At 61.7% G+C, this 23167-nt stretch carries 23 protein-coding genes; 21 read left to right on the top strand and 2 right to left on the bottom strand.

Translation table 11 applies throughout. The features are described 5' to 3' along the window. Positions 1–58: 58 nt before the first annotated feature. The 12 genes from HNO86_RS06085 (at position 59) to HNO86_RS06030 (ending at position 11600) form a co-directional block, all read left to right on the top strand. Positions 59–2290: a DNA internalization-related competence protein ComEC/Rec2 gene (locus HNO86_RS06085; protein ID WP_175376115.1), complete on the top strand. Its 2232-nt coding sequence runs from the start codon at positions 59–61 to the stop codon at positions 2288–2290. A gap of 101 nt (positions 2291–2391) precedes the next feature. After that, the gene (locus HNO86_RS06080; protein ID WP_175376114.1) at positions 2392–3027 is read left to right on the top strand and encodes a MotA/TolQ/ExbB proton channel family protein; all 636 of its coding nucleotides are present in this window, start codon (positions 2392–2394) and stop codon (positions 3025–3027) included. Beyond that, a complete protein-coding gene (locus HNO86_RS06075) occupies positions 3024–3452 on the top strand; it encodes a biopolymer transporter ExbD (RefSeq protein WP_175376113.1) in 429 nt (142 codons plus the stop codon). The genes HNO86_RS06080 and HNO86_RS06075 overlap by 4 nt, the downstream gene beginning before the upstream one ends. Beyond that, complete coding sequence (gene lpxK, locus HNO86_RS06070) at positions 3452–4462, top strand: tetraacyldisaccharide 4'-kinase (protein WP_175376268.1); 1011 nt, start codon at positions 3452–3454, stop codon at positions 4460–4462. The genes HNO86_RS06075 and lpxK overlap by 1 nt, the downstream gene beginning before the upstream one ends. Before the next feature lie 24 nt (positions 4463–4486). Further along, complete coding sequence (locus HNO86_RS06065; RefSeq protein WP_007945752.1) at positions 4487–4672, top strand: Trm112 family protein; 186 nt, start codon at positions 4487–4489, stop codon at positions 4670–4672. Next, positions 4669–5433 carry a 3-deoxy-manno-octulosonate cytidylyltransferase gene (kdsB, locus tag HNO86_RS06060; protein ID WP_175376112.1) on the top strand — a complete coding sequence of 255 codons (765 nt, stop codon included), beginning with the start codon at positions 4669–4671 and terminating at the stop codon, positions 5431–5433. Before HNO86_RS06065 ends, kdsB begins: the two co-directional genes overlap by 4 nt. Next, entirely contained in the window at positions 5433–5897 is a 465-nt protein-coding gene (locus tag HNO86_RS06055) for a low molecular weight protein-tyrosine-phosphatase (RefSeq protein WP_175376111.1), read from the top strand. The genes kdsB and HNO86_RS06055 overlap by 1 nt, the downstream gene beginning before the upstream one ends. After that, positions 5894–6913 (top strand): UDP-N-acetylmuramate dehydrogenase, encoded by a 1020-nt coding sequence (murB, locus tag HNO86_RS06050; protein ID WP_175376110.1) that lies wholly within the window; start codon positions 5894–5896, stop codon positions 6911–6913. The genes HNO86_RS06055 and murB overlap by 4 nt, the downstream gene beginning before the upstream one ends. 325 nt (positions 6914–7238) lie before the next feature. Continuing rightward, positions 7239–7709, top strand: coding sequence for a (2Fe-2S)-binding protein (locus HNO86_RS06045; protein WP_175376109.1), 471 nt, complete (start codon positions 7239–7241; stop codon positions 7707–7709). After that, positions 7706–10027 carry a xanthine dehydrogenase family protein molybdopterin-binding subunit gene (locus tag HNO86_RS06040; RefSeq protein WP_175376108.1) on the top strand — a complete coding sequence of 774 codons (2322 nt, stop codon included), beginning with the start codon at positions 7706–7708 and terminating at the stop codon, positions 10025–10027. The genes HNO86_RS06045 and HNO86_RS06040 overlap by 4 nt, the downstream gene beginning before the upstream one ends. Then, complete coding sequence (locus tag HNO86_RS06035; protein WP_175376107.1) at positions 10027–11010, top strand: XdhC family protein; 984 nt, start codon at positions 10027–10029, stop codon at positions 11008–11010. Before HNO86_RS06040 ends, HNO86_RS06035 begins: the two co-directional genes overlap by 1 nt. Further along, complete coding sequence (locus HNO86_RS06030; protein ID WP_175376106.1) at positions 11007–11600, top strand: NTP transferase domain-containing protein; 594 nt, start codon at positions 11007–11009, stop codon at positions 11598–11600. Before HNO86_RS06035 ends, HNO86_RS06030 begins: the two co-directional genes overlap by 4 nt. Before the next feature lie 173 nt (positions 11601–11773). Here the strand turns inward: HNO86_RS06030 and rne are convergent, their stop codons facing one another. Continuing rightward, on the bottom strand, positions 11774–15004 hold the full coding sequence (gene rne, locus HNO86_RS06025; RefSeq protein WP_175376105.1) for a ribonuclease E: 3231 nt from the start codon (positions 15002–15004) through the stop codon (positions 11774–11776). A 699-nt stretch (positions 15005–15703) separates the two neighbouring features. Here rne and rluC point away from each other — a divergent pair. Genes rluC through HNO86_RS06010 form a run of 3 tightly spaced genes read left to right on the top strand, consistent with a single transcriptional unit; the run spans position 15704 to position 18326 of the window. Beyond that, positions 15704–16663 (top strand): 23S rRNA pseudouridine(955/2504/2580) synthase RluC, encoded by a 960-nt coding sequence (gene rluC, locus HNO86_RS06020; RefSeq protein WP_175376104.1) that lies wholly within the window; start codon positions 15704–15706, stop codon positions 16661–16663. After that, a complete protein-coding gene (locus HNO86_RS06015; protein WP_175376103.1) occupies positions 16650–17312 on the top strand; it encodes an HAD-IA family hydrolase in 663 nt (220 codons plus the stop codon). Before rluC ends, HNO86_RS06015 begins: the two co-directional genes overlap by 14 nt. A 24-nt stretch (positions 17313–17336) precedes the next feature. Next, the gene (locus HNO86_RS06010) at positions 17337–18326 is read left to right on the top strand and encodes a S49 family peptidase (RefSeq protein ID WP_175376102.1); all 990 of its coding nucleotides are present in this window, start codon (positions 17337–17339) and stop codon (positions 18324–18326) included. 78 nt (positions 18327–18404) lie between these two features. Here the strand turns inward: HNO86_RS06010 and HNO86_RS06005 are convergent, their stop codons facing one another. Next, entirely contained in the window at positions 18405–18983 is a 579-nt protein-coding gene (locus tag HNO86_RS06005) for a nucleoside triphosphate pyrophosphatase (protein ID WP_175376101.1), read from the bottom strand. Positions 18984–19089: 106 nt separating this feature from the next. Between HNO86_RS06005 and HNO86_RS06000 the strand changes: the two genes are divergently transcribed. From HNO86_RS06000 to acpP, 6 genes are all read left to right on the top strand, one after another. Further along, the gene (locus HNO86_RS06000; protein WP_175376100.1) at positions 19090–19617 is read left to right on the top strand and encodes a YceD family protein; all 528 of its coding nucleotides are present in this window, start codon (positions 19090–19092) and stop codon (positions 19615–19617) included. Positions 19618–19630: 13 nt separating this feature from the next. Next, the gene (gene rpmF / locus HNO86_RS05995) at positions 19631–19813 is read left to right on the top strand and encodes a 50S ribosomal protein L32 (RefSeq protein WP_003179396.1); all 183 of its coding nucleotides are present in this window, start codon (positions 19631–19633) and stop codon (positions 19811–19813) included. 4 nt (positions 19814–19817) lie between these two features. Beyond that, on the top strand, positions 19818–20828 hold the full coding sequence (plsX, locus tag HNO86_RS05990) for a phosphate acyltransferase PlsX (protein WP_175376099.1): 1011 nt from the start codon (positions 19818–19820) through the stop codon (positions 20826–20828). Between the two features lie 128 nt (positions 20829–20956). Further along, entirely contained in the window at positions 20957–21895 is a 939-nt protein-coding gene (fabD, locus tag HNO86_RS05985; protein ID WP_175376098.1) for an ACP S-malonyltransferase, read from the top strand. A 16-nt stretch (positions 21896–21911) separates the two neighbouring features. Beyond that, complete coding sequence (gene fabG, locus HNO86_RS05980) at positions 21912–22652, top strand: 3-oxoacyl-ACP reductase FabG (RefSeq protein WP_175376097.1); 741 nt, start codon at positions 21912–21914, stop codon at positions 22650–22652. 196 nt (positions 22653–22848) lie between these two features. Further along, positions 22849–23085 (top strand): acyl carrier protein, encoded by a 237-nt coding sequence (acpP, locus tag HNO86_RS05975; protein ID WP_025261008.1) that lies wholly within the window; start codon positions 22849–22851, stop codon positions 23083–23085. Positions 23086–23167 lie beyond the last annotated feature (82 nt).

Here is a 23167-nt window from a genome sequence, read left to right as displayed (position 1 = left end):
ACGACGGTCGTGCGGATGAACAGCTATGCCTAGGGTCGGGACTCTCTAGGACAGGCGTATGCGCACAGGGATGGTCGCGTTGGCGCTGGGTCTTCTGGCCCTGCGTTTTTTACCGGCATTGCCGTCGGTCGGGTTGTGGTTGTTGTTGCCGGTCTTGGGTTTGATGGTGCTGCCGTTCCGGACGTACCCCGTGGCACTTTTCCTCTTCGGCTTGAGCTGGGCCGGCGTCCAGGCGCAATGGGCGCTGGATGACCGCTTGCCAGCGAACCTGGATGGCGAGACGCGCTGGGTCGAAGGGCGGGTCGTGGGCTTGCCTCAGCATGGCGAGGCCGCAGTGCGTTTCGAATTGGCCGACGCCAGGTCGCGACACGGCAGCGTGCCGAAGCTCATGCGCCTGGCCTGGTACGGCGGACCGACGGTCAACAGCGGCGAACGCTGGCGACTGGCGGTCAAGTTGAAACGGCCCGGCGGGTTGCTCAATCCTCATGCCTTCGATTACGACGCCTGGTTGCTGGCGCAACGCATCGGCGCGACCGGAACGGTCAAGGACGGCGAGCGCCTGAGCGAGGCGCGATGGGCCTGGCGAGACGGTATTCGCCAGAAGTTGTTGCAAGTGGACGCGCAAGGGCGAACCGGCGTGCTGGTGGCGCTGGTGCTCGGGGATGGCGCGGGGCTCAGTCGCGAGGACTGGCAGGTGTTGCAGGACACCGGCACCGTGCACCTGTTGGTGATTTCCGGACAGCACATCGGGCTGCTGGCGGGGCTGGTATACCTGCTGGTCGCCGGGCTTGCCCGTTACGGTCTGTGGCCGACCCGATTGCCGTGGCTGCCCTGGGCCTGCGGCCTGGCCTTTGCGGCGGGGCTCGGCTACGGGCTGCTGGCAGGTTTCGAGGTCCCGGTGCGCCGCGCCTGCCTGATGCTCGGCCTTGTTCTGTTGTGGCGCCTGCGCTTTCGCCACCTTGGCGCCTGGTGGCCGCTGTTGCTGGCGCTCAATGGCGTGTTGCTGATGGACCCGCTGGCCAGCCTGCAACCGGGGTTCTGGTTGTCCTTCGGCGCAGTGGCGGTACTGATCTTCACCTTCAGCGGTCGTCTGGGGCCGTGGCGCTGGTGGCAAACCTGGACCCGCGCCCAATGGCTGATCGCAATCGGCCTCGGTCCGTTATTGCTGATACTCGGCTTGCCGATCAGCCTCAGTGGGCCGTTGGTCAATCTGCTGGCGGTGCCCTGGATCAGCATGCTGGTGCTGCCACCGGCCTTGCTTGGAACCCTGTTGCTGCCCATTCCCTATCTGGGGGAGGGCTTGCTGTGGCTGGCCGGCGGGTTGATCGACTGGTTATTCCTGGGGCTGGGGATGATGGCCGGGCAGATCCCCGCCTGGATACCGGTGGCGATGCCCTGGTGGTCATGGGCCATGGGGGCGTTCGGTGCGCTGCTGCTTCTATTACCGCGCGGCGTGCCGATGCGGCCGCTGGGTTGGCCGTTGCTGCTGTTGCTGGTTTTTGCGCCTCGACCCACGCTGCCGGAAGGCGTGGCGCAGATCTGGCAACTGGATGTCGGCCAGGGGCTGGCCATTCTGGTTCGGACCCGAAATCACGCGTTGCTGTACGACGCGGGACCGCGCTTCGGTGACAGCGATCTAGGCGAGCGTGTCGTGGTGCCGGCCTTGCGCAAACTGGGGGTGGAGGCCCTCGACCTGATGTTGATCAGCCACGCCCATGTCGATCATTCCGGTGGGGCTCAAGCGGTCGCCAGAACAATCCCGGTTCAACAGGTTATCGGCGGTGAACCCGAAGAGCTGCCGGCCGAGTTGCAAGCCACGGAATGCGAAAGCGGCCGACAGTGGACCTGGGATGGCGTGAACTTCGAACTCTGGCGCTGGGCCGACGCCCGGGAAAGCAACCCAAGATCCTGTGTTCTGCAAATCAATGCCAGTGGTGAGCGCTTGCTGCTGACCGGCGATATCGACGCCAGCGCCGAGCGTGCGTTGCTCGAAGGTCCCCTGGCGGTGAAGACCGACTGGCTGCAGTCGCCACACCATGGCAGTCGCAGTTCTTCCACCACGGCCTTGCTCAACACCCTGCAGCCCAGGGCTGTGCTGATCTCCCGTAGCCGGGGCAATTCGTTCGGCCATCCTCATCCAACGGTGCTGGCGCGTTATCGACAACGCGGCATGGCCATCTACGACAGCGCGGAACAGGGCGCCATTCATCTGCAACTGGGACGCTTCGAGCCACCGGGGACGATGCGTCTGGAACGGCGTTTCTGGCGCGATCCAGCGCCCGCGCATTGATAACCGTCAGCTATTAAAGACCGACCGGATGCGACATCACGGTCTTCGGTGCGACCACCCCCTATGTTAGAGTGGCGCACTTTTTCGAGGGGACTGTCACTGTGTGGGAATTGGTCAAATCCGGCGGCTGGATGATGCTGCCGATCATCCTGAGTTCCATCGCGGCCATGGCTATTGTCGCCGAGCGCCTCTGGACTCTGCGATCCAGCCGTGTAACCCCGGAGCATCTGCTCGGGCAGGTCTGGGTATGGATCAAGGACAAACAGCTCAATAAGGAAAAACTCAAGGAACTGCGCGCCAACTCGCCGCTGGGCGAAATTCTCGCCGCGGGCCTGGCCAACTCCAAGCACGGTCGCGAGATCATGAAAGAGTGCATCGAAGAGGCTGCCGCCCGGGTCATTCACGAACTGGAGCGCTACATCAACGCCCTCGGCACCATCGCCGCCATGGCTCCACTGCTGGGCCTGCTGGGTACGGTACTGGGCATGATCGACATTTTCAGTGCGTTCATGGGCACCGGCATGACCACCAATGCCGCGGTGCTGGCCGGCGGTATCTCCAAGGCGCTGATCACCACGGCCGCGGGCCTGATGGTCGGTATTCCGTCGGTGTTCTTCCACCGTTTCCTGCAACGCCGCATCGACGAGCTGGTGGTGGGCATGGAGCAGGAAGCGATCAAGCTGGTCGAAGTCGTCCAGGGCGACCGTGATGTGGACCTGGCGGGAGTCAAAGCGTGAAATTCCGTCGCAAGCAGCGGGAGAACGTGGACATCAACCTCGCGTCGCTGATCGACGTGGTGTTTATCCTGCTGCTGTTCTTCGTGGTGACCACGACCTTTACCCGCGAGACCCAGCTGCGCGTGGACTTGCCCGAAGCCGTCAGCGGTTCGCCAGCGGATGATCAGTCCAAACAGCTGGATATCGCCATCAGCGCCGATGGCGTGTTCTCGGTGAACAACCAGATCCTGCCGAAAAGCGACCTGGCCAGTCTGATGGAAGCGTTGCAGAAAGAATCCAATGGCGACACCAGTCGGCCGCTGTCCATCAGCGCCGACGGCAAATCCCAGCACCAGTCGGTGATCACTGCCATGGACGCTGCCGGCAAGCTGGGCTTCAGCCACTTGCGCATGACCACAGTCGAGGCGGCGCCAACCGCGCCATGATGGCCATGTCCGATCGCCTACTCGCCGCGTGGTACCAGGGGCATCCGGCCCTCAAACTGTTGCAGCCGCTGGAATGGCTATACCGGTGCGTGGTCAACAACAAGCGCAAACGCTTCCTGGCGGGCGAGGGTGATATCTATCAGCCGCCCGTGCCGTTGATCGTGGTCGGCAACATCACGGTCGGCGGCACCGGCAAGACGCCGCTGATTCTGTGGATGATCGAGCACTGTCAGCGCAGCGGCCTGCGGGTCGGCGTAGTCAGTCGCGGCTATGGCGCCAAACCGCCGCAATTGCCGTGGCGGGTCGAGGCTGATCAGACCGCAGATGTTGCGGGCGATGAGCCGCTGTTGATCGTCCAGCGCACCGGCGTGCCGCTGATGATCGATCCGGACCGCAGCAGCGCGGTCAAGGCCTTGCTGGCGAGCGAGCCGCTGGACCTGATCCTCTCCGATGACGGCATGCAGCACTACCGCCTGGCTCGCGACCTGGAACTGGTGCTGATCGACGCCGCCCGCGGCCTGGGCAACAAGCGTTGCCTGCCGGCCGGCCCTCTGCGCGAACCGGTCGAGCGTTTGCAAAGCGTCGATGCGGTGCTCTACAACGGCGCCACGGCCGATCGCGACGGTGGTTTTGCCTTCCATTTGCAACCCAGCGCATTGATCAATCTGCGCAGCGGCGAGCGCCATCCTCTCGACCACTTTGCCCCGGGCCAGGCGTTGCACGCGGTGGCCGGCATCGGCAATCCGCAGCGTTTCTTCAATACCCTTGAAACGCTACACTGGCAGCCTGTTCCACATGCCTTTGCCGACCACGCCGAATACAGCGTGCAGGCCTTGAATTTCACCCCGTCATTGCCGTTGGTGATGACCGAAAAGGACGCGGTGAAGTGCCGTGCCTTCGCCGCCGCCGATTGGTGGTACCTGGCGGTCGATGCTGTGCCGTCGCCGGCTTTCGTGGCTTGGTTCGATACTCAGCTGATGCGCCTGTTGCCGGCTCGTCTGTTGCCTTAATCCGTTTTTATCCAGGGAATGCTCATGGACACCAAACTGCTCGATATCCTCGCTTGCCCGGTCTGCAAAGGCCCGCTCAAGCTCAGCGCCGACAAGACCGAGTTGATCAGCAAGGGCGCAGGTCTTGCCTACCCGATTCGCGACGGCATCCCGGTCATGCTCGAAACCGAAGCCCGCACCCTGACCACCGACGAGCGCCTGGATAAATGACCACAGCCTTTACCGTCGTCATTCCATCGCGTTTCGCTTCCACCCGTCTGCCCGGTAAACCGCTGCTGCCGATCGCCGGCAAGCCGATGATCCAGCACGTCTGGGAGCAGGCGAAAAAAAGCAGCGCCCAGCGCGTGGTGGTTGCCACCGACGATGCGCGCATCGTCGAAGCCTGCCAGGGGTTTGGCGCCGAAGTGGTACTGACCCGCGAAGATCACAACTCCGGTACCGATCGCCTGGCCGAAGTCGCGACAAAACTGGGCCTGGCCCCGGACGCCATCGTGGTCAATGTCCAGGGTGACGAACCGATGATCCCGCCGAGCGTGATCGATCAGGTCGCCGCCAACCTGGCCGCCCATACCGAAGCGCGCATGGCCACCCTGGGTGAACCGATCGAAGACGTTGAAAGCCTGTTCAATCCCAATGTGGTCAAGGTCGTCAGTGACCTCAACGGCCTGGCCCTGACCTTCAGCCGCGCCACGCTGCCCTGGGCGCGGGATGCCTTTGTGCAGAGCCGCGAGCACTTGCCCGAAGGCGTGCCGTATCGTCGCCACATTGGAATCTACGCCTACCGCGCCGGTTTCCTGCATGACTTCGTCAGCTGGGGCCCGTGCTGGCTGGAAAACACCGAATGCCTGGAGCAATTGCGGGCCCTGTGGCACGGCGTACGGATTCACGTCGCCGATGCGCTGATCGCGCCACCGGCCGGTGTCGATACCTTCGATGACCTCGAGCGCGTTCGTCGCCTGCTGGAGGCCTGATGCGGGTTCTGTTTGTCTGCCTGGGCAACATCTGCCGTTCTCCCACCGCCGAAGGCGTGCTGCGCCAAAAACTGCGCGAGGCGGGACTGGCCGATCAGGTCGAAGTCGCTTCCGCCGGTACCGGTGACTGGCACGTCGGCAAGGCGCCGGACAAGCGCAGTCAGGCCGCGGCCAGGCTTCGCGGCTACGACCTGTCGGCGCAGCGCGCCCAGCAGGTCACCCGCGCCGATTTCGCAACGTATGACCTGATCCTGGCGATGGACAACAGCAACCTGCGCAGCCTCAAGGCCCTGCAACCGGCCAAGGGCAAGGCCGAGCTGGACCTGTTCCTGCGTCGTTATCAGTCCGGGCTCGATGAAGTGCCGGACCCGTATTACGACGGCGAGCAGGGTTTCGAGCAGGTGCTGGACCTGATCGAACGCGCCACCGATTTGCTGGTGATTGAACTGAAGGGACGGTTATGAGTTTGCAGGTGCGTTCACAGGTTTCGCTAAAGCCGTACAACAGCTTCGGCGTGGACGTTCAGGCCCGCCTGTTCGCCGAAGCCCACAGCGATGCCGATGTGCGCGAAGCCCTGGCTTACGCACAGTCCCACGACGTGCCGTTGCTGGTGATTGGCGGTGGCAGCAATTTGCTGCTGACCGCCGATATCCAGGCGCTGGTGCTGCGCATGGCCAGCCGCGGGATTCGTGTGCTGAGCGACGATGGCAGCAAAGTGCTGATCGAGGCCGAGGCGGGCGAGCCGTGGCATCCGTTCGTGCAACACACTCTGCTGCAAGGCTTGTCGGGCCTTGAAAACCTCAGCCTGATCCCAGGCACTGTCGGCGCGGCACCGATGCAGAACATCGGCGCTTATGGGGTCGAGATCAAGGATGTGTTCGCCGGCCTCACCGCTCTCGATCGACAGAGCGGCGAACTGCGCGAGTTCAACCTCGATGAGTGCAACTTCGCCTACCGTGACAGCCTGTTCAAGCAGGAGCCGGGCCGCTGGTTGATTCTGCGGGTACGTTTCATCCTCGATCGCAAGGCGCACTTGCACCTGGAGTACGGTCCGGTGCGCCAGCGCCTGACCGAGCAGGGAATCGAGCATCCGACCGCCAGCGATGTCAGCCAGGCCATTTGCAGCATTCGCAACGAAAAGCTCCCTGACCCTGCGGTACTCGGTAATGCCGGCAGCTTCTTCAAGAACCCTTTGGTTTCAGCGCAGCTGGCGGCAACGCTCAAGGGCCAATACCCGGATCTGGTGGCCTACGCGCAACCTGACGGGCAGGTGAAACTGGCCGCCGGTTGGTTGATCGAGCGGGCAGGCTGGAAAGGGTTTCGCGAAGCGGATGCCGGTGTGCACAAGTTGCAGGCGCTGGTGCTGGTCAATTACGGCAGCGCGACCGGGCTGCAATTGCTCGACCTGGCGCAGCGCATCCAGAAAGACATTTCAGAACGTTTCCAAGTCGATCTGGAAATGGAGCCGAATCGTTATTAGAGAAGCAGCTGCAAGCTTCAAGCTTCAAGCTGCGAGCTGCGAGCTACAATCTGGATATGTCGAGTTTTACAGCTTTGCTTCTACTTGAAGCTTGTAGCTTGAAGCTTGCAACCCAAAAGCCCTGCCTAAGCAGGGCTTTTTTGTTAATGCTGGGTTAACTTAGCGAGCTAACGATGCAATGCTTTACTCCATCAAAGGCCCGGTGCAGACGCTTGCGTCGGCATAAGAGAGCCTCATTAGCCTGAGTCGATCTGAGTTATGCCAACCGCCGGACGCCGGCGGCAGATTGCTCGACCCCATAAACCAAACCTATGCGGGCGTGCCCATGATTACCCTGAAACTCAATGGTCAAGACCATCAACTCGATGTCACCGAGGACATGCCCCTGTTGTGGGCGATCCGCGACGTGGCCGGTTACAACGGCACCAAATTCGGCTGCGGCATGGGCCTGTGCGGTGCCTGCACCATCCACATCGAAGGCGCTCCGGCGCGCAGCTGCATCACGCCAATCGGCTCGGTGGTTGGCCAGAATGTCAGCACCATCGATAACCTCCATGCAGACCCGGTAGGCAAAGTCGTGCAGCAAGCCTGGCTCGATACGGCCGTGGCCCAGTGCGGTTACTGCCAGGGCGGGCAAATCATGTCCGCCACCGCATTGCTCAAGACCAATCCGAACCCCAGCGACGAACAGATCGAAGAGGCGATGGTCGGCAACATCTGCCGTTGCGGTACCTACAACCGCATCAAGACCGCCATCCGCCAGGCATCCACTCACCTGAAGGAGGCCAAGGCATGAGCCGGTTACCGAATGATTTCGCCCTGAGCAACCTCAGCCGGCGCGGCTTCCTCAAGGGCGTGGGAGCGACGGGTGCCCTGGTGGTCGCCGCGAGTTGGGGCTGGCAGGACGTGTTTGCCGAGGATAAAGAGAAGAAGTTCGGCGCCGACGGCATGCCCAACGGCTGGGTGGATGATCCGAAGGTGTACGTCAGCATCGCCACTGATGGCACGGTGACCGTGGTTTGCAACCGTTCGGAAATGGGCCAGGGCGTGCGCACCAGCCTGACCATGGTCGTGGCCGATGAACTGGAAGCCGACTGGGCGCGGGTCAAGGTGCGCCAGGCGCCGGGCGACGAAGCCCGCTACGGCAACCAGGACACCGACGGTTCGCGCAGCATGCGCCACTGGTTCGAACCGATGCGCCGCTGCGGTGCCGCCGCGCGGACCATGCTGGAGCAGGCCGCTGCCGATCAGTGGAAAGTGCCGGTAGGCGAATGCCACGCGCAACTGCACAAGGTGATCCACAAACCCTCCGGCCGCGAGCTGGAGTACGGCGCCCTGGCCACCGCCGCCAGCGCCCTGGCGGTTCCGGCGCGGGACAGCCTGAAACTCAAGCAGCCTTCGGAATTCCGCTACATCGGCAAGGAAGGCAGCAAGGCCATTGACGGTGAAGACATCGTCAACGGCCGCGCGGTCTACGGCGCCGATGTGCATTTCGACGGCATGCTGTTCGCCGTCATTGCCCGGCCAGCCGTGTATGGCGGTAAGGTGAAAAGCTTCGACGGCTCGGCGGCGATGAAGGTCCCGGGCGTGGTCAAGGTGATTCAGATCGAGAGCAAACCGCTGCCTTCGGAGTTTCAACCCCTGGGCGGCATTGCCGTGGTGGCGAACAACACCTGGGCTGCGCTCAAGGGCCGCGAGGCGCTGAAAATCGAGTGGGATGACGGTGCCAACGCCAGTTACGACTCGATTGCCTATCGCAAGGAACTGGAAGCGTCTTCGCAGAAACCCGGCAAGGTGGTGCGCAATACCGGCAACATCGAAGAAGCCATGAAAAGCGCCGACAGCAAGCTGGAAGCGTCCTATTACCTGCCGCACCTGTCGCAGTCGCCGATGGAGCCGATGGTCGGCATCGCCCGTTACAAGGACGGTGTCTGCGAAGCCTGGGGGCCGAGCCAGGCGCCGCAGGTCACTCGCGAGCGGATAGGCGAACGCCTTGGCCTGCCATTCGACAACGTGACCTTCAACGTCACCTTGCTCGGCGGTGGTTTCGGTCGCAAGTCCAAGCCGGACTTCATCATCGAAGCGGCAATCCTCGCCAAGGAATTCCCCGGCAAGGCGGTGCGGGTGCAATGGAGTCGTGAGGACGACATCCACTGCTCGTATTTCCACACCGTCTCGGTGGAGCGTCTCGAAGCCAGCCTGAACAAGGACGGCCTGCCCTCCGGCTGGTTGCACCGCACCGTGGCGCCGAGCATCACCGCCTTGTTTGCGCCGAACATGAATCACGAGGCGGCGTTCGAGTTGGGCATGGGCTTCACCAACATGGCCTATGCAATCCCCAATATTCGCCTGGAAAACCCTGAGGCAACGGTCCATACCCGCGTGGGCTGGTATCGCTCTGTGTCGAACATCCCCCACGGTTTTGCGGTCCAGAGCTTCATCGACGAGTTGGCCCACAAGGCCAAGGAAGACCCGCTCAAGTATCAGATCAAGCTGCTCGGCCCGGACCGCAAGATCGATCCGACCACCTTGAGCGATGAGTGGAACTACGGCGAGTCTCCCGAGCGCTATCCGATCGATACCGGACGTTTGCGCACGGTGCTGGAAACCGCGGCCAAGGCTGCCGGCTGGGGGCGTGAACTGCCGAAGGGGCGCGGGTTGGGCCTGGCGGTGCATTACAGCTTCGTCACCTATGTGGCGGCGGTGATCGAGGTCGAGGTCAAGGACGACGGCACCCTGATCGTGCACAAGGCCGATATCGCCGTCGATTGCGGCCCGCAGATCAATCCCGAGCGGATTCGCGCGCAGTTCGAGGGTGCCTGCGTCATGGGCCTGGGCAACGCGGTGCTGGGCGAGATCAGCTTCAAGGACGGCAAGGTCCAGCAGGACAACTTCCATATGTACGAAGTGGCGCGCATGAACCTGGCGCCGAAGGAAGTGGCCGTGCATCTGGTCACGCCACCGGGTGAGGTGCCGCTGGGCGGTGTCGGCGAACCGGGCGTGCCGCCGATCGCGCCAGCGCTGTGCAACGCGATCTTCGCCGCCACCGGCAAGCGCATTCGCGATCTGCCGGTTCGTTACCAGCTTTCCGGCTGGAACAAGGCCAGCGCCTGATGGACAGTGCCGATCTGAATGTCCTGCGCAGCGTGCTGGAGTGGCGCCGCGCCGGACAGCGGGTGGTGTTGTACAGCGTGGTCCAGACCTGGGGCACCGCGCCCCGGGCGCCTGGCGCCATGCTGGCGTTGCGCGAAGATGGTGTGGTGATCGGCTCGGTGTCCGGCGGTTGTGTCGAGGATGACCTGATTGCGCGGTTGCATGACGGTCGTATCCCGGCAGACGGGCCGCCGGTGCAGCTGATTACCTACGGCGTGACCCGCGAGGAGGCGGCCCGTTTCGGATTGCCTTGTGGCGGCACCTTGCGCCTGACCGAAGAACGCGTCGGCGAGCCGGCCTGGGTCGCCGAATTGCTGGCGCGTTGTGAAGACCACCAGATCGTCGCGCGTTCGCTGGATATCGCGACCGGTGAGGTGGTTTTGCAGCCAGCCAGCAAGTCGGACGTGCTGACATTCGATGAAAGGACACTGCGGGCCATTTACGGCCCGCGCTGGCGATTGTTGCTGATCGGCGCGGGGCAATTGTCCCGCTACGTCGCCGAAATGGCCCGATTGCTGGATTTCGAAGTGCTGATCTGCGATCCACGCACCGAGTTCGTCTATGGCTGGGAAGAGCAGCACGGCCGGTTTGTCTCGGGCATGCCGGACGAGGCGGTGCTGAACATCCAGACCGACGAACGCACAGCCATCGTCGCTCTGACCCATGATCCGCGCCTGGATGACATGGCCCTGCTGACGGCGCTCGACTCCAGGGCGTTCTATGTCGGTGCGCTGGGTTCGCGGGTCAACAGCCAGAAGCGCCGGGATAATCTGCTGAAGCTGGGGTTGTCGCCGCAGGCTATCGCGCGGCTGCACGGCCCGATCGGCCTGCACATCGGTAGCCATAACCCGGCGGAGATCGCCTTGTCGCTGATGGCCGAAATCGTGGCCATCAAGAACGGCGTCGAGCTGAAACAGAAAAAGCCTTTGCGGGAGAGTGTATGAGTGAGTCGGTCGGCGTCATCGTGTTGGCGGCGGGGCAGGGCAGTCGGTTCAGGCAAGTGGCGGGTGCAGACAAGGACAAGTTGCTGGCGGACTGCACAGGACGTGACGGCGCGGTTCGTTCGGTGATCGAGCAGGTGCTGGTGAGTTTGCCGGCTGAACTGAGCAGGCGCGTGCTGGTAACCACCGAAGATCGCCCGCAGGTGATCCGCATGGCCCAGGCCTATGGTTTCGAGATCGTATTGATCGAATCGACCGGTATGGGCGACAGCATCTCGGCCGGAGTTGCGGCCTGTTCGCAGCTGGACGGCTGGTTGATCGTGTTGGGAGATATGCCGTTCATCCTGCCGTCGACGGTACAGCAGGTGTTGTCGGGGATTGCCAATGACGGGATCAGTGTTCCGGTGATCGATGGCGAATATGGGCATCCCGTGGGGTTCGGGCGTACGTTCGGGCCGGGATTGATGGGGTTGTCGGGAGATCGTGGGGCCAAGCCGTTGTTTGCGTCGGCCAAGGTGGTCGAGGTGGCGGTGGACGATCCCGGGGTGTTGTGGGATGTGGATGTGCCTGAGGCTTTAACGTTTAACCGATAGATTGCACTCGCGGGCAAGCCTCGCTCTCTACAGGATCCATTCCTGTGGACGACACAAAACCCGTAGGAGCAAGGCTTGCCCGCGAAGAACGATAACGCGGTCCAAAGTTTATCGCAGGCATGAAAAAGCCCCGCCTGGCATCACCAGGCGGGGCTTTTTTACGGCTTCAGGAATCAGACGAGAGGTTTGGTCTCGTGTTCTTTTTCCTGGGCCTGTTCGTGTTGCTCTACGGCTTCCTGAACGGAGCGTGGTGCTTCGTGGATCACCGACTCAGCTGGCTCGGCAGCCACTTCCGCAGCCGGGGCAGGGGCTGCCTCGACGACTTCGGCAACGGGTTCTGCGACAACCGGTTCAGCCTGAGCAGCAGCGGCAGCCAGTTCGGCTTCCTTCTGCAGACGCTCTTCTTCACGCTTGCGACGACGCACTTCGCGCGGGTCGTTCGGTGCGCGGCCGCTTGGGGTCAGGGCGCTGACAGGAGCCGCTTCGACCATTGGGGCAGGTGCTTCAACAACCACCGGTGCTTCAACTACCGGAGCTGGCTCTGCGGCAGCAACCACTGGCTCAGAGACCATCGCTTCAGCCACTTCGGCCTCGACGGCCGGAGCAGGAGCTTCGACAACGGCTGGCTCGGCGACCCAGTTGAACGCGGTTTGCTCTTCGCGAACTTCACGGACGGTTTCAGTCACGGTTTCGACCACAGGCTCTGCGGCCACGACTGGCGCTTCGGCAACGACGGTCGGCTCGGCAGCGGCTTCAACCACTGGCTGAGCCTCTGGCGCTGGTGCCAGCTCGACTTCCGGCGATGCTGTCACTTCCACCGGGGTGGTCGCTTCGACAACGGGGGCTTCAACAGCTGGAGCCTCAACGACTGGCGCTTCGACTGGAGCAGTTTCCAGGGTGGCGGCAGTGGCGCGTTCGGCTTGCTGGTTGGCTTGTGCTTCGGCCGGAGCGCTGATCACCGAGCTGGCAACTGCGGCGGTTACAGCCAGGCCGGCAGCCAGATCGGCGGTGCTTGGCGCTTCGCTGGTCGCGGTGGCTTCGCCGGATTCGGATTCTTCCGAACCTTCGATCACGTTGCCGTTGGCATCGCGCTGACGCTCACGACGGTTGCTGCGACGACGCTGGCCACGGGAGCGACGGCGTGGACGATCGCCTTCGGCGCCTTCCTGACCTTCTTCCTGCAGTTGCTCTTCGTTGGTTGGCAGCTCTTCTTCGGCAGCGGCGGCAGCGGCTTGCTCGGCACGCGGTTGACGCTCTTCACGCGGTGGGCGTGGAGCGCGCTCTTCGCGTGGTGGACGGGCTGGACGCTCTTCTGCGGTAGCAGCGGCTGCCGGAGCGGCATCCAGGGGCTCACGCAGTTCGCGTACACGTTCTTCACGCTCGCCACGTGGCTTGCGATCTTCACGTGGAGCGCGCGGTGCACGTTCTTCACGCGGTGCGCGTGGCGCGCGCTCTTCGCGAGCTACCGCTGGACTTTCCTCACGGGCTTCGCGCGCTTGACGCTCTTCGCGTGGTTCACGTGGTGCGCGCTCTTCACGCGGTGCACGTTCTTCGCGAGGCTTGCGCTCTTCATCGCGGCGACCGTTACGGTTGCGGCTCTGCTGGCGACCGTTGCGACGCTCTTCGTTACGGGCAGGGCGCTCGACAACCGGCTTTTCAACCACGACCGGCGCGGCGGGCTCTTCCTTGGTGGCGAACAGGCTGACCAGCGACTTCACCAGGCCTTTGAACAGGCTTGGCTCAGGCGCGGCGACCACTGGAGCTGCAACCGGAGCGGCGACTTCGGTCGGAACCGGAGCGTTGGCGCGGGCTGGAGCGGTCTTGACCGCGGCTTCCTGGCGAACCAGGGTGCGGGTCGCGGCGGATGCCTGGACTTCTTCCACTTCGGCAGCGGCAGCGGCGATTTCGTAGCTGGACTGGTTGGTGGCGGCTTCCGGGTTGTCATCGCGCAAGCGCTGAACTTCGAAATGCGGGGTTTCGAGGTGATCGTTCGGCAGGATGACGATGCGGGCGCGGGTGCGCAGTTCGATCTTGGTGATCGAGTTGCGTTTTTCGTTGAGCAGGAACGCGGCGACCGGGATCGGCACCTGGGCACGCACTTCGGCGGTGCGATCTTTCAGGGCTTCTTCTTCGATCAGACGCAGGATGGCCAGCGACAGCGATTCGACGTCACGGATGATGCCGGTGCCGCTGCAGCGTGGGCAGACGATGCCGCTGCTTTCACCCAGGGATGGGCGCAGGCGCTGACGGGACATTTCCAGCAGGCCGAAGCGCGAGATGCGACCGACTTGCACGCGAGCGCGGTCGGCTTCCAGGCATTCGCGGACTTTTTCTTCCACGGCGCGCTGGTTCTTGGCAGGGGTCATGTCGATGAAGTCGATGACGATCAGGCCGCCGATGTCGCGCAGGCGCAACTGACGGGCGATTTCTTCGGCGGCTTCAAGGTTGGTCTGCAGTGCGGTCTCTTCGATATCGCTGCCTTTGGTGGCGCGCGCCGAGTTGATGTCGATGGACACCAGGGCTTCGGTCGGGTCGATGACGATGGAGCCGCCGGAAGGCAGTTCGACGACGCGCTGGAAGGCGGTTTCGATCTGGCTTTCGATCTGGAAACGGTTGAACAGCGGAACGCTGTCTTCGTACAGCTTGATCTTGCTGGCGTACTGTGGCATCACCTGGCGGATGAAGGTCAGGGCTTCGTCCTGGGCTTCAACGCTGTCGATCAGCACTTCGCCGATGTCCTGGCGCAGGTAATCGCGGATGGCGCGGATGATCACGTTGCTTTCCTGGTAGATCAGGAATGGCGCGGCGCGATCCAGGGACGCTTCCTTGATGGCGGTCCAGAGTTGCAGCAGGTAGTCGAGGTCCCACTGCATTTCTTCGCTGCTGCGGCCCAGGCCTGCAGTGCGCACGATCAGACCCATGTCGGCCGGGGCAACCAGGCCGTTCAGGGCTTCACGCAGTTCGTTGCGCTCTTCGCCTTCGATGCGACGGGAGATGCCGCCGGCACGCGGGTTGTTCGGCATCAGGACCAGATAACGACCGGCCAGGCTGATGAAGGTGGTCAGGGCGGCACCCTTGTTGCCACGTTCTTCTTTTTCCACCTGAACGATGACTTCCTGGCCTTCGCTCAGGACGTCCTTGATGTTGACGCGGCCTTCGGGGGCTTTCTTGAAGTATTCGCGGGAGATTTCCTTGAGAGGCAGGAAGCCGTGACGCTCGGAGCCGAAATCGACAAAGGCGGCTTCAAGGCTTGGCTCGATGCGAGTGATCCGGCCTTTATAGATGTTGGCTTTCTTCTGCTCGCGTGCACCGGACTCGATGTCCAGGTCGTAGAGGCGCTGGCCGTCTACCAGTGCAACACGCAACTCTTCGGGTTGAGTTGCGTTAATCAGCATTCTTTTCATGTAGTACCGTCGGTTTCCGGGCTGCCGGAAACGGCGTTCGGCACACACGACTTCTCACGGTCGGTGTCAGGTGCGTCGGGAGTGGTTGGCCATTCCCGTGTCCAGCGATGTCCGGCCAATGTGGGCCTTTGTCGCGACGTACGCGTCCTGCTTGCTGTGGCTACTTAAGCACTCAGTCAGGAGGAGGAATCAACCGGCGGCTGTGGACGAGATGAAGCGTCTTGATAAAGCCTACTGCTACACAGTCCAGCGGTTGTGCATCTCCACCCTACACGTATCCCTGATAATTCGGGTGCTGCCGCGCGCAGAATCCGCAGCGGGTTGGCATTTACCGTGAGCTCCGAAAGGGGAGGTCACGCATCATGGCTAATTAGGCGTAGTTTCCGAGGCGGTCGCTCGGGGTCATCTGCAGCTGACTGCACTTTGTGAACTGGCCGTGAATATGGCTCGCGTGGCGAGTGGGAACTCTGCTTCGCGGCGTGATTCAGGCCTCATGTCACCTGCGCTCGTTACACCTGCAAACTCCACCGTTACGTAGCGAAAGCCCCGTAGGACGGCCTCGCGTCCTGGTGAATTGCGTTGGTCAGGGCCGGTTTTTGACCGTAGGTCCGCTGTCCAGGCCGCTTTTGGCGGCGTTCGCGACTATAGCAGCAATGATTAAGTGCTTCAATTCCATAAAAAATTGATATCATCCGCGCCATGACGACTACTACCCCTCCGACTCCAGGCGTGCAAATGCTTGAGGTCTCGCCGGAATATGCCGGCCAGCGTATCGATAACTTCCTTCTTGCCCGGCTCAAAGGCGTGCCCAAGACCTTGATCTATCGCATTTTGCGCAAAGGCGAAGTGCGGGTGAACAAGGGCCGGATCAAGCCCGAATACAAGCTGCAGGCCGGCGACATCGTGCGCGTGCCGCCGGTTCGCGTGCCTGAACGTGACGAGCCGGTGCCGGTGGCCCAGGGGCTGCTGCAGCGCCTGGAAGCCTCGATTGTCTACGAAGACAAGGCTCTCATCGTGATCAACAAGCCTGCCGGGATCGCGGTCCACGGCGGCAGCGGCCTGAACTTCGGCGTGATCGAAGCCTTTCGTCAGTTGCGTCCCGAGGCCAAGGAGCTGGAGCTGGTCCACCGTCTGGACCGGGACACTTCCGGCCTGCTGATGATCGCCAAGAAGCGCAGCATGTTGCGCCACCTGCACGAACAACTGCGCGGTGACGGCGTAGACAAGCGCTACATGGCGCTGGTTCGCGGCAACTGGGCAAGCTCGATCAAGCAGGTTCGCGCGCCTTTGCTCAAGAGCAACCTGCGTTCGGGCGAGCGCATGGTCGAAGTCAACGACGAGGGCAAGGAAGCGCTGACCGTATTCAAGGTGCTGCGCCGCTTCGGTGAGTTCGCCACCATGGTCGAGGCCAAGCCTGTCACTGGCCGGACTCACCAGATTCGCGTGCACACCCTGCACGCCGGGCACTGCATCGCCGGCGACAGCAAGTACGGCGATGATGACTTTACCAGGGAAATTCGCGATCTGGGCGGCAAGCGCCTGTTCCTGCACGCCTACATGCTGACCGTGCCGCTGCCCGATGGCGGCGAACTGAAGCTGCAGGCTCCGGTGGATGAAATGTGGGCCCAAACCGTGGAGCGTCTGAGTGCGCCAATCTGATTACAAACTGTTGATATTCGATTGGGACGGCACGTTGGCCGATTCCATTGGTCGGATTGTCGAGGCGATGCACGTTGCCTCCGAACGTTCGGGTTTTGCGCTGTGCGATGACTTTGCGGTCAAGGGCATCATCGGTCTGGGGTTGCCCGAGGCAATTCGCACCCTGTATCCCGAAATCGGTGATGATGAGCTGGTGGCTTTTCGTCAGCATTACGCGGATCACTACATCGCGTCCGAAGCTGTGCCTTCGCCGTTGTTCGAGGGTGTGGTCGAGTCGATGGAGGCCTTTCGGGCCGAGGGTTACCATCTGGCGGTCGCGACCGGCAAGGCCCGTCGCGGGCTGGATCGGGTGCTGAAGTCTCACGGTTGGGAAGATTACTTCGACATCACCCGTGCCGCCGACGAAACCGCCAGCAAGCCCCATCCACTGATGCTCGAGCAGATCCTGGCGCACTGCGAAGTCCGCCCGGAAGAGGCGCTGATGGTTGGTGACTCGTCCTTCGACCTGCAGATGGCGCGCAATGCCGGCATGGATTCGGTAGCTGTCAGCTACGGGGCTCAGTCGATCGAGGCGCTGAAGGTGTTCGAGCCGCGATTGGCTATCGATCGTTTTTCGCAATTGCATGCCTGGCTGAATCAGCAGGCTTAATACGTTTTTGCTGGGGTAGATGGCATGGCCGACGAATGGAAGGCGCCCGAGAAGTCGAGCGCAGAGAGCGGTGACGAAAAAAGCTGGAAGCTGTTGGAGAAGACGCTGCTGGCGGGTGTGCAGGAACAGCGTCGGTCCCGTCGTTGGGGGATTTTCTTCAAGCTGTTGACCTTTGTGTACCTGTTTGTTGCGCTGGCCTTGTTCACGCCCCTGATGGATGTGGAGAAAGCGGCTACCCGCAGCGGCCACTACACGGCCCTGATCGACGTGACCGGCATGATCGCCGACAAGGAGCCGGCCAGCGCTGACAACATCGTCGGCAGCCTGCGTGCCGCCTTCGAGGACGACAAGGTCAAGGGTGTCATCCTGCGTATCAACAGCCCGGGCGGCAGTCCGGTGCAGTCCGGTTACGTCTATGACGAGATTCGCCGTCTGCGCGGTCTGCACCCTGAGACCAAGCTGTATGCGGTGATTTCCGATCTGGGGGCTTCCGGCGCCTACTACATCGCCAGTGCCGCCGACCAGATTTACGCCGACAAGGCGAGCCTGGTGGGTTCCATCGGTGTCACCGCTGCCGGTTACGGTTTTGTCGGCACCATGGAGAAGCTGGGTGTCGAGCGCCGCACCTACACCTCCGGCGAGCACAAATCCTTTCTCGATCCCTTCCAGCCGCAGAAGCCTGAAGAGACCGCGTTCTGGCAGGGTGTGCTCGACACCACGCACAAGCAGTTCATCAACAGCGTCAAGCAGGGGCGTGGCGATCGCCTGAAGGACAAGGAGCATCCGGAACTGTTCTCCGGTCTGGTCTGGTCCGGCGAGCAGGCGCTGCCGTTGGGGTTGATCGATGGTCTGGGCAATGCCAGCTCGGTTGCCCGGGATGTGATCGGCGAGAAGGAGCTGGTGGATTTCACCGTTCAGGAATCTCCGTTCGATCGCTTCTCGAAAAAGCTTGGCGCCAGCGTGGCTGAGCATTTGGCGATGTGGATGGGGTTCAACGGTCCCTCTATTCGCTGACCCGGCTTTGACATCAAAAAGATCGCAATCATCGGCAATGCCTTTTGCAGGAGCTGCCGAAGGCTGCGATCTTTTGCTTTACGGGATTTGCACACCTTCGTTGAGCAGCATATCGACCAGACGAATCAACGGCAGTCCCACCAGGCTGGTGGCATCCGGGCCTTCGGTGCTTTGAAACAGGCTCACCCCCAGGCCTTCAGCCTTGAAGCTGCCGGCGCAGTCGTAGGGTTGCTCGCTACGCAGGTAACGTTCGATGCGTGCCTCATCGAGTTCGCGCATGTGCACGGTGAAAGGTACGCAATCGACCTGGCATGCACCGGTTTGCGTGTTGAGCAGGGCCAGGCCGGTCAGGAAGGTCACGCTCTTGCCGCTGGCGGCCAGCAGTTGTTCCCGGGCCTTTTCGAAGGTGTGGGGCTTGCCGATGATCCGCTCGCCGAGCACCGCGACCTGGTCGGAGCCGATGACCAGATGAGCGCCATGGCTGCCGGCTAGCGCCCGGGCTTTTTCCTCGGCCAGGCGCATGACCAGATCAACGGCACGTTCGCCCGGACGATGGCTTTCGTCGATATCCGGCGAGCTGCAAGTGAACGGCAGGCGCAGGCGAGCCAGCAATTCCCGGCGATATACCGAGCTGGAAGCGAGTAATAAAGGCAGCATGTGCATCTCCGGAAGGCAGGTTGTGGATTCTAGCGAGGGTTGCAGGTGGCGCACAGGGCTGAATTTCCTTTGACATGGGCGGGGGCATCCCTATAATGCTGCGCCTATGTTGAATGACCCGATTCCACCTCACGTTGACCCGCGCAAATTGGCTGATCGTGGCACCACCCTTCAAGGTGAACTGCTGCTGGCCGATTTGGAGAGACTCTGCGACCCGCTTTCCGACAATGTCGGTACGGTGCAGGCCAAACTCGTTTTTGAGCGAGATGAACGTAAATCTGTGGTGATCCACAGCTTTATCGACACCGAAGTCAAAATGGTTTGCCAGCGTTGTCTTGAGCTGGTCACCCTGCCGATCCATAGCGAATGCAGTTACGCTGTGGTGAAGGAGGGTGCGAATACCCAGTCGTTACCGAAAGGTTATGACGTGCTGGAACTGGGCGAAGATCCTTTGGATCTGCAGTCACTGATCGAGGAAGAGCTTCTGCTCGCCTTGCCCATTGTGCCTGCTCATCATCCGGAAGAATGCCAGCAGCCGGCGGGAGCAGATGAACCCGAACCGAGCGAGGACGAGGTAACGCGGTCCAACCCGTTCAGTGTATTGGCGCAGTTAAAGCGTGACCCAAACGTTTAGGAGTTAATCAATTATGGCTGTTCAGCAGAACAAAAAATCCCGCTCTGCCCGTGACATGCGCCGTTCGCACGACGCTCTCGAGGCTAGCACCCTGTCTGTAGAAAAAACCACCGGTGAAGTTCACCTGCGTCACCACGTATCGCCAGAAGGCGTATACCGTGGTCGTAAAGTGATCGACAAGGGCGCTGACGAGTAATCACTTGTCCGCTCAAGTCATCGCGATTGACGCAATGGGCGGGGACTTCGGTCCCCGCAGCATTGTCCAGGCCAGCCTTGCCAGCCTGTCTGCTACTCCCTCGCTGCACCTGACCCTCGTCGGTCAACCCTCCCTCCTTGAAGAATTGATCGCTGGCCAATCGGCTGCGGATCGCGCGCGCCTGACGATTACGCCGGCGTCCGAAGTCATCACCATGAGCGAAAAGCCTGCCCAGGCTCTGCGCGCCAAGCCTGATTCGTCGATGCGCGTGGCGCTGGAGCTGTTGCGCGATGGCAAGGTCCAGGCCTGTGTCAGTGCCGGCAATACCGGGGCGTTGATGGCGTTGTCGCGGTTCGTGCTCAAGACGCTACCGGGCATCGACCGGCCGGCCATGGTCGCGGCGATTCCCACGCAGACCGGTTACTGCCAGTTGCTCGATCTGGGCGCCAACGTCGATTGCAGTGCCGAGCACCTGCTGCAGTTTGCGGTCATGGGTTCGGTGGCCGCCGAAACCCTGGGTATCGTGCGCCCCCGTGTCGCGCTGCTGAACATCGGCACCGAGGACATAAAAGGAAACCAGCAGGTCAAGCTGGCTGCAACATTGTTGCAAAGTGCCCGTGGCATCAATTACATCGGTTTTGTTGAAGGCGACGGCTTGTACCGTGGCGAGGCGGATGTGGTGGTCTGTGACGGCTTTGTCGGCAACATTTTGCTCAAATCCAGCGAGGGCCTGGCCACCATGATTGGCGGGCGCATCGAGGCGTTGTTCAAGCAGAGCCTGCCGTCGCGCCTGGTGGGCGCGTTGGCCTTGCCGTTGATGAAGCGTCTGAAGGCGGATCTGGCGCCTGCGCGGCACAACGGCGCGAGCTTCCTCGGCTTGCAGGGGATTGTCGTGAAAAGTCACGGTTCTGCCGGGGTTCAGGGTTTTCAGAGTGCGATTTCCCGGGCCTTGATCGAGATCCAGGAAAACCTGCCCGAGCGTATACACGGCCGTCTGGAGGATTTGTTGCTTTAGGCGTTTTCGTCGGACAATGCTTAAATGTGACCGGCCGGTTCATCGGGCCATCCAACTGTCAGTTTCTTGCGTCCCCCAAATAGCGGGACACCAATTCTCCGACGATAAGATCATTAGGGGCTTGTTACATGTCTGCTTCTCTCGCATTCGTCTTTCCAGGACAGGGTTCGCAGTCCCTCGGCATGCTGGCCGAATTGGGCGCGGAACATCCGGTTGTCCTCGAAACATTCAAAGAAGCTTCCGATGCTCTGGGTTATGACCTGTGGGCACTGACCCAGCAGGGGCCGGAAGAGCAACTCAATCAAACCGATAAAACCCAGCCGGCCATCCTGACCGCCTCGATCGCCCTGTGGCGCCTGTGGCTGGCGCAAGGCGGCGAGCGCCCGGCTTATGTTGCCGGTCACAGCCTGGGTGAATACAGCGCGCTGGTCGCGGCAGGCAGTCTGAGCCTGGGCGACGCGGTGAAGCTGGTCGAAACCCGCGGCAAGCTGATGCAAGAGGCCGTGCCGGCCGGGCAGGGCGCCATGGCCGCGATCCTCGGCCTGGAAGATGCCGATGTGCTGGCTGCCTGTGCCGAAGCGGCGCAAGGCGAAGTGGTCAGCGCCGTCAACTTCAACTCCCCGGGCCAGGTGGTTATCGCCGGTGCCAAGGCTGCGGTCGAGCGCGCCATCGAAGGCTGCAAGGCCCGTGGTGCCAAGCGCGCCATGCCGTTGCCGGTCAGCGTGCCATCCCATTGCGAGCTGATGCGTCCTGCGGCCGAGCGTTTCGCCGAGTCGGTTGCCGCGATCGACTGGCAGGCGCCGCAGATTCCTGTGGTGCAGAACGTCAGCGCCGCCGTGCCTGCCGATCTGGAAACCCTCAAGCGTGATCTGCTCGAGCAGCTCTACAAGCCAGTGCGCTGGGTCGAATCGGTCCAGACCCTGGCAGCAAAAGGCGCGACCAATCTGGTCGAGTGCGGTCCTGGCAAAGTGCTGGCCGGTCTGAACAAACGCTGCGCCGAAGGCGTATCGACTTCCAACCTCAATACCCCAGACGCTTTCGCTGCCGCCCGTGCAGCGTTGGCCTGAATCAGGAGAAGCTTGCATGAGTCTGCAAGGTAAAGTTGCACTGGTTACCGGTGCGAGCCGCGGCATTGGTCAGGCTATCGCCCTGGAACTGGGTCGTCAGGGTGCCATCGTGGTCGGCACCGCGACCTCCGCATCGGGTGCCGAGCGTATCGCTGCGACCCTGAAGGAAAACGGCATCCAGGGCACCGGCCTTGAGCTCAACGTCACCAGCGACGAGTCCGTTGCCGCGGTGCTGGCGAGCATCCAGGAGCAGTTCGGTGCGCCGGCGATTCTGGTCAATAACGCCGGTATCACCCGCGATAACCTGATGATGCGCATGAAAGACGACGAGTGGTACGACGTGATCGATACCAACCTGAACAGTCTATATCGCCTGTCCAAGGGCGTTCTGCGCGGCATGACCAAGGCGCGCTGGGGCCGAATTATCAGTATTGGCTCGGTAGTGGGTGCCATGGGCAACGCAGGCCAAGTAAACTATGCCGCCGCCAAGGCCGGTCTGGAAGGTTTCAGCCGCGCCATGGCGCGTGAAGTCGGTTCGCGTTCGATTACGGTAAACTCGGTGACCCCAGGGTTCATCGACACCGATATGACCCGCGAACTGCCCGAGGCACAGCGTGAAGCCTTGCAGACGCAAATTCCGCTGGGTCGTCTGGGGCAAGCTCAAGAGATCGCGTCTGTGGTCGCTTTTCTTGCATCCGACGGTGCGGCTTACGTGACTGGGGCTACAATCCCGGTGAACGGCGGGATGTACATGTAGGTTAAATGTGACGGATTGCTTCAAAAAAATGTCATACGAGCTGTCTAAAATCCGTTATAAAGCTGCAATCTATTTATAGGCAGAGGGTCACCGGGTTTGCGGAGCAAAGCTTTCGGTTGAAAAGCTGAAAAGTCTTTCTATACACTTGCCCACTGGCCAGCTGCCTGAATTTGTCCATTAGGAGTGAAAACAAGGTATGAGCACCATCGAAGAGCGCGTCAAGAAAATCGTTGCCGAGCAACTGGGCGTTAAAGAAGAAGAAGTGGTCAACACCGCTTCCTTCGTTGAAGACCTGGGTGCCGACTCCCTTGACACCGTTGAGCTGGTGATGGCTCTGGAAGAGGAATTCGAGACCGAAATCCCTGACGAAGAAGCCGAGAAGATCACTACCGTACAAGCTGCAATCGACTACGTTAACTCCCACCAGGGTTAATAGTTTGTAATCGTTGCTCGCTGTCATGGAAAAACCGCACTGCTATCACGGCGTGCGGTTTTTTCTTTAGGCCTGATCCAAA

It is taken from the genome of Pseudomonas sp. C1C7 (genome assembly GCF_013359595.1).
Taxonomy (GTDB): Bacteria; Pseudomonadota; Gammaproteobacteria; order Pseudomonadales; family Pseudomonadaceae; genus Aquipseudomonas.
Note: the sequence above shows the minus strand (reverse complement) of the source record. Positions and strands in the feature narration are given on the sequence as shown.

Excerpts from the sequence above, each read along its gene's own strand:
- HNO86_RS06085 (WP_175376115.1), top strand. The coding sequence starts at position 59 with ATGCGCACAGGGATGGTCGCGTTGGCGCTGGGTCTTCTGGCCCTGCGT.
- murB (WP_175376110.1), top strand. The coding sequence starts at position 5,894 with ATGAGTTTGCAGGTGCGTTCACAGGTTTCGCTAAAGCCGTACAACAGC.
- kdsB (WP_175376112.1), top strand. The coding sequence starts at position 4,669 with ATGACCACAGCCTTTACCGTCGTCATTCCATCGCGTTTCGCTTCCACC.
- HNO86_RS06030 (WP_175376106.1), top strand. The coding sequence starts at position 11,007 with ATGAGTGAGTCGGTCGGCGTCATCGTGTTGGCGGCGGGGCAGGGCAGT.
- rluC (WP_175376104.1), top strand. The coding sequence starts at position 15,704 with ATGACGACTACTACCCCTCCGACTCCAGGCGTGCAAATGCTTGAGGTC.
- HNO86_RS06010 (WP_175376102.1), top strand. The coding sequence starts at position 17,337 with ATGGCCGACGAATGGAAGGCGCCCGAGAAGTCGAGCGCAGAGAGCGGT.
- rpmF (WP_003179396.1), top strand. The coding sequence starts at position 19,631 with ATGGCTGTTCAGCAGAACAAAAAATCCCGCTCTGCCCGTGACATGCGC.
- fabG (WP_175376097.1), top strand. The coding sequence starts at position 21,912 with ATGAGTCTGCAAGGTAAAGTTGCACTGGTTACCGGTGCGAGCCGCGGC.
- HNO86_RS06005 (WP_175376101.1), bottom strand. The coding sequence starts at position 18,983 with ATGCTGCCTTTATTACTCGCTTCCAGCTCGGTATATCGCCGGGAATTG.
- HNO86_RS06065 (WP_007945752.1), top strand. The coding sequence starts at position 4,487 with ATGGACACCAAACTGCTCGATATCCTCGCTTGCCCGGTCTGCAAAGGC.
- acpP (WP_025261008.1), top strand. The coding sequence starts at position 22,849 with ATGAGCACCATCGAAGAGCGCGTCAAGAAAATCGTTGCCGAGCAACTG.
- HNO86_RS06035 (WP_175376107.1), top strand. The coding sequence starts at position 10,027 with ATGGACAGTGCCGATCTGAATGTCCTGCGCAGCGTGCTGGAGTGGCGC.
- HNO86_RS06040 (WP_175376108.1), top strand. The coding sequence starts at position 7,706 with ATGAGCCGGTTACCGAATGATTTCGCCCTGAGCAACCTCAGCCGGCGC.
- fabD (WP_175376098.1), top strand. The coding sequence starts at position 20,957 with ATGTCTGCTTCTCTCGCATTCGTCTTTCCAGGACAGGGTTCGCAGTCC.
- HNO86_RS06000 (WP_175376100.1), top strand. The coding sequence starts at position 19,090 with ATGTTGAATGACCCGATTCCACCTCACGTTGACCCGCGCAAATTGGCT.
- HNO86_RS06055 (WP_175376111.1), top strand. The coding sequence starts at position 5,433 with ATGCGGGTTCTGTTTGTCTGCCTGGGCAACATCTGCCGTTCTCCCACC.
- rne (WP_175376105.1), bottom strand. The coding sequence starts at position 15,004 with ATGAAAAGAATGCTGATTAACGCAACTCAACCCGAAGAGTTGCGTGTT.
- lpxK (WP_175376268.1), top strand. The coding sequence starts at position 3,452 with ATGGCCATGTCCGATCGCCTACTCGCCGCGTGGTACCAGGGGCATCCG.
- HNO86_RS06045 (WP_175376109.1), top strand. The coding sequence starts at position 7,239 with ATGATTACCCTGAAACTCAATGGTCAAGACCATCAACTCGATGTCACC.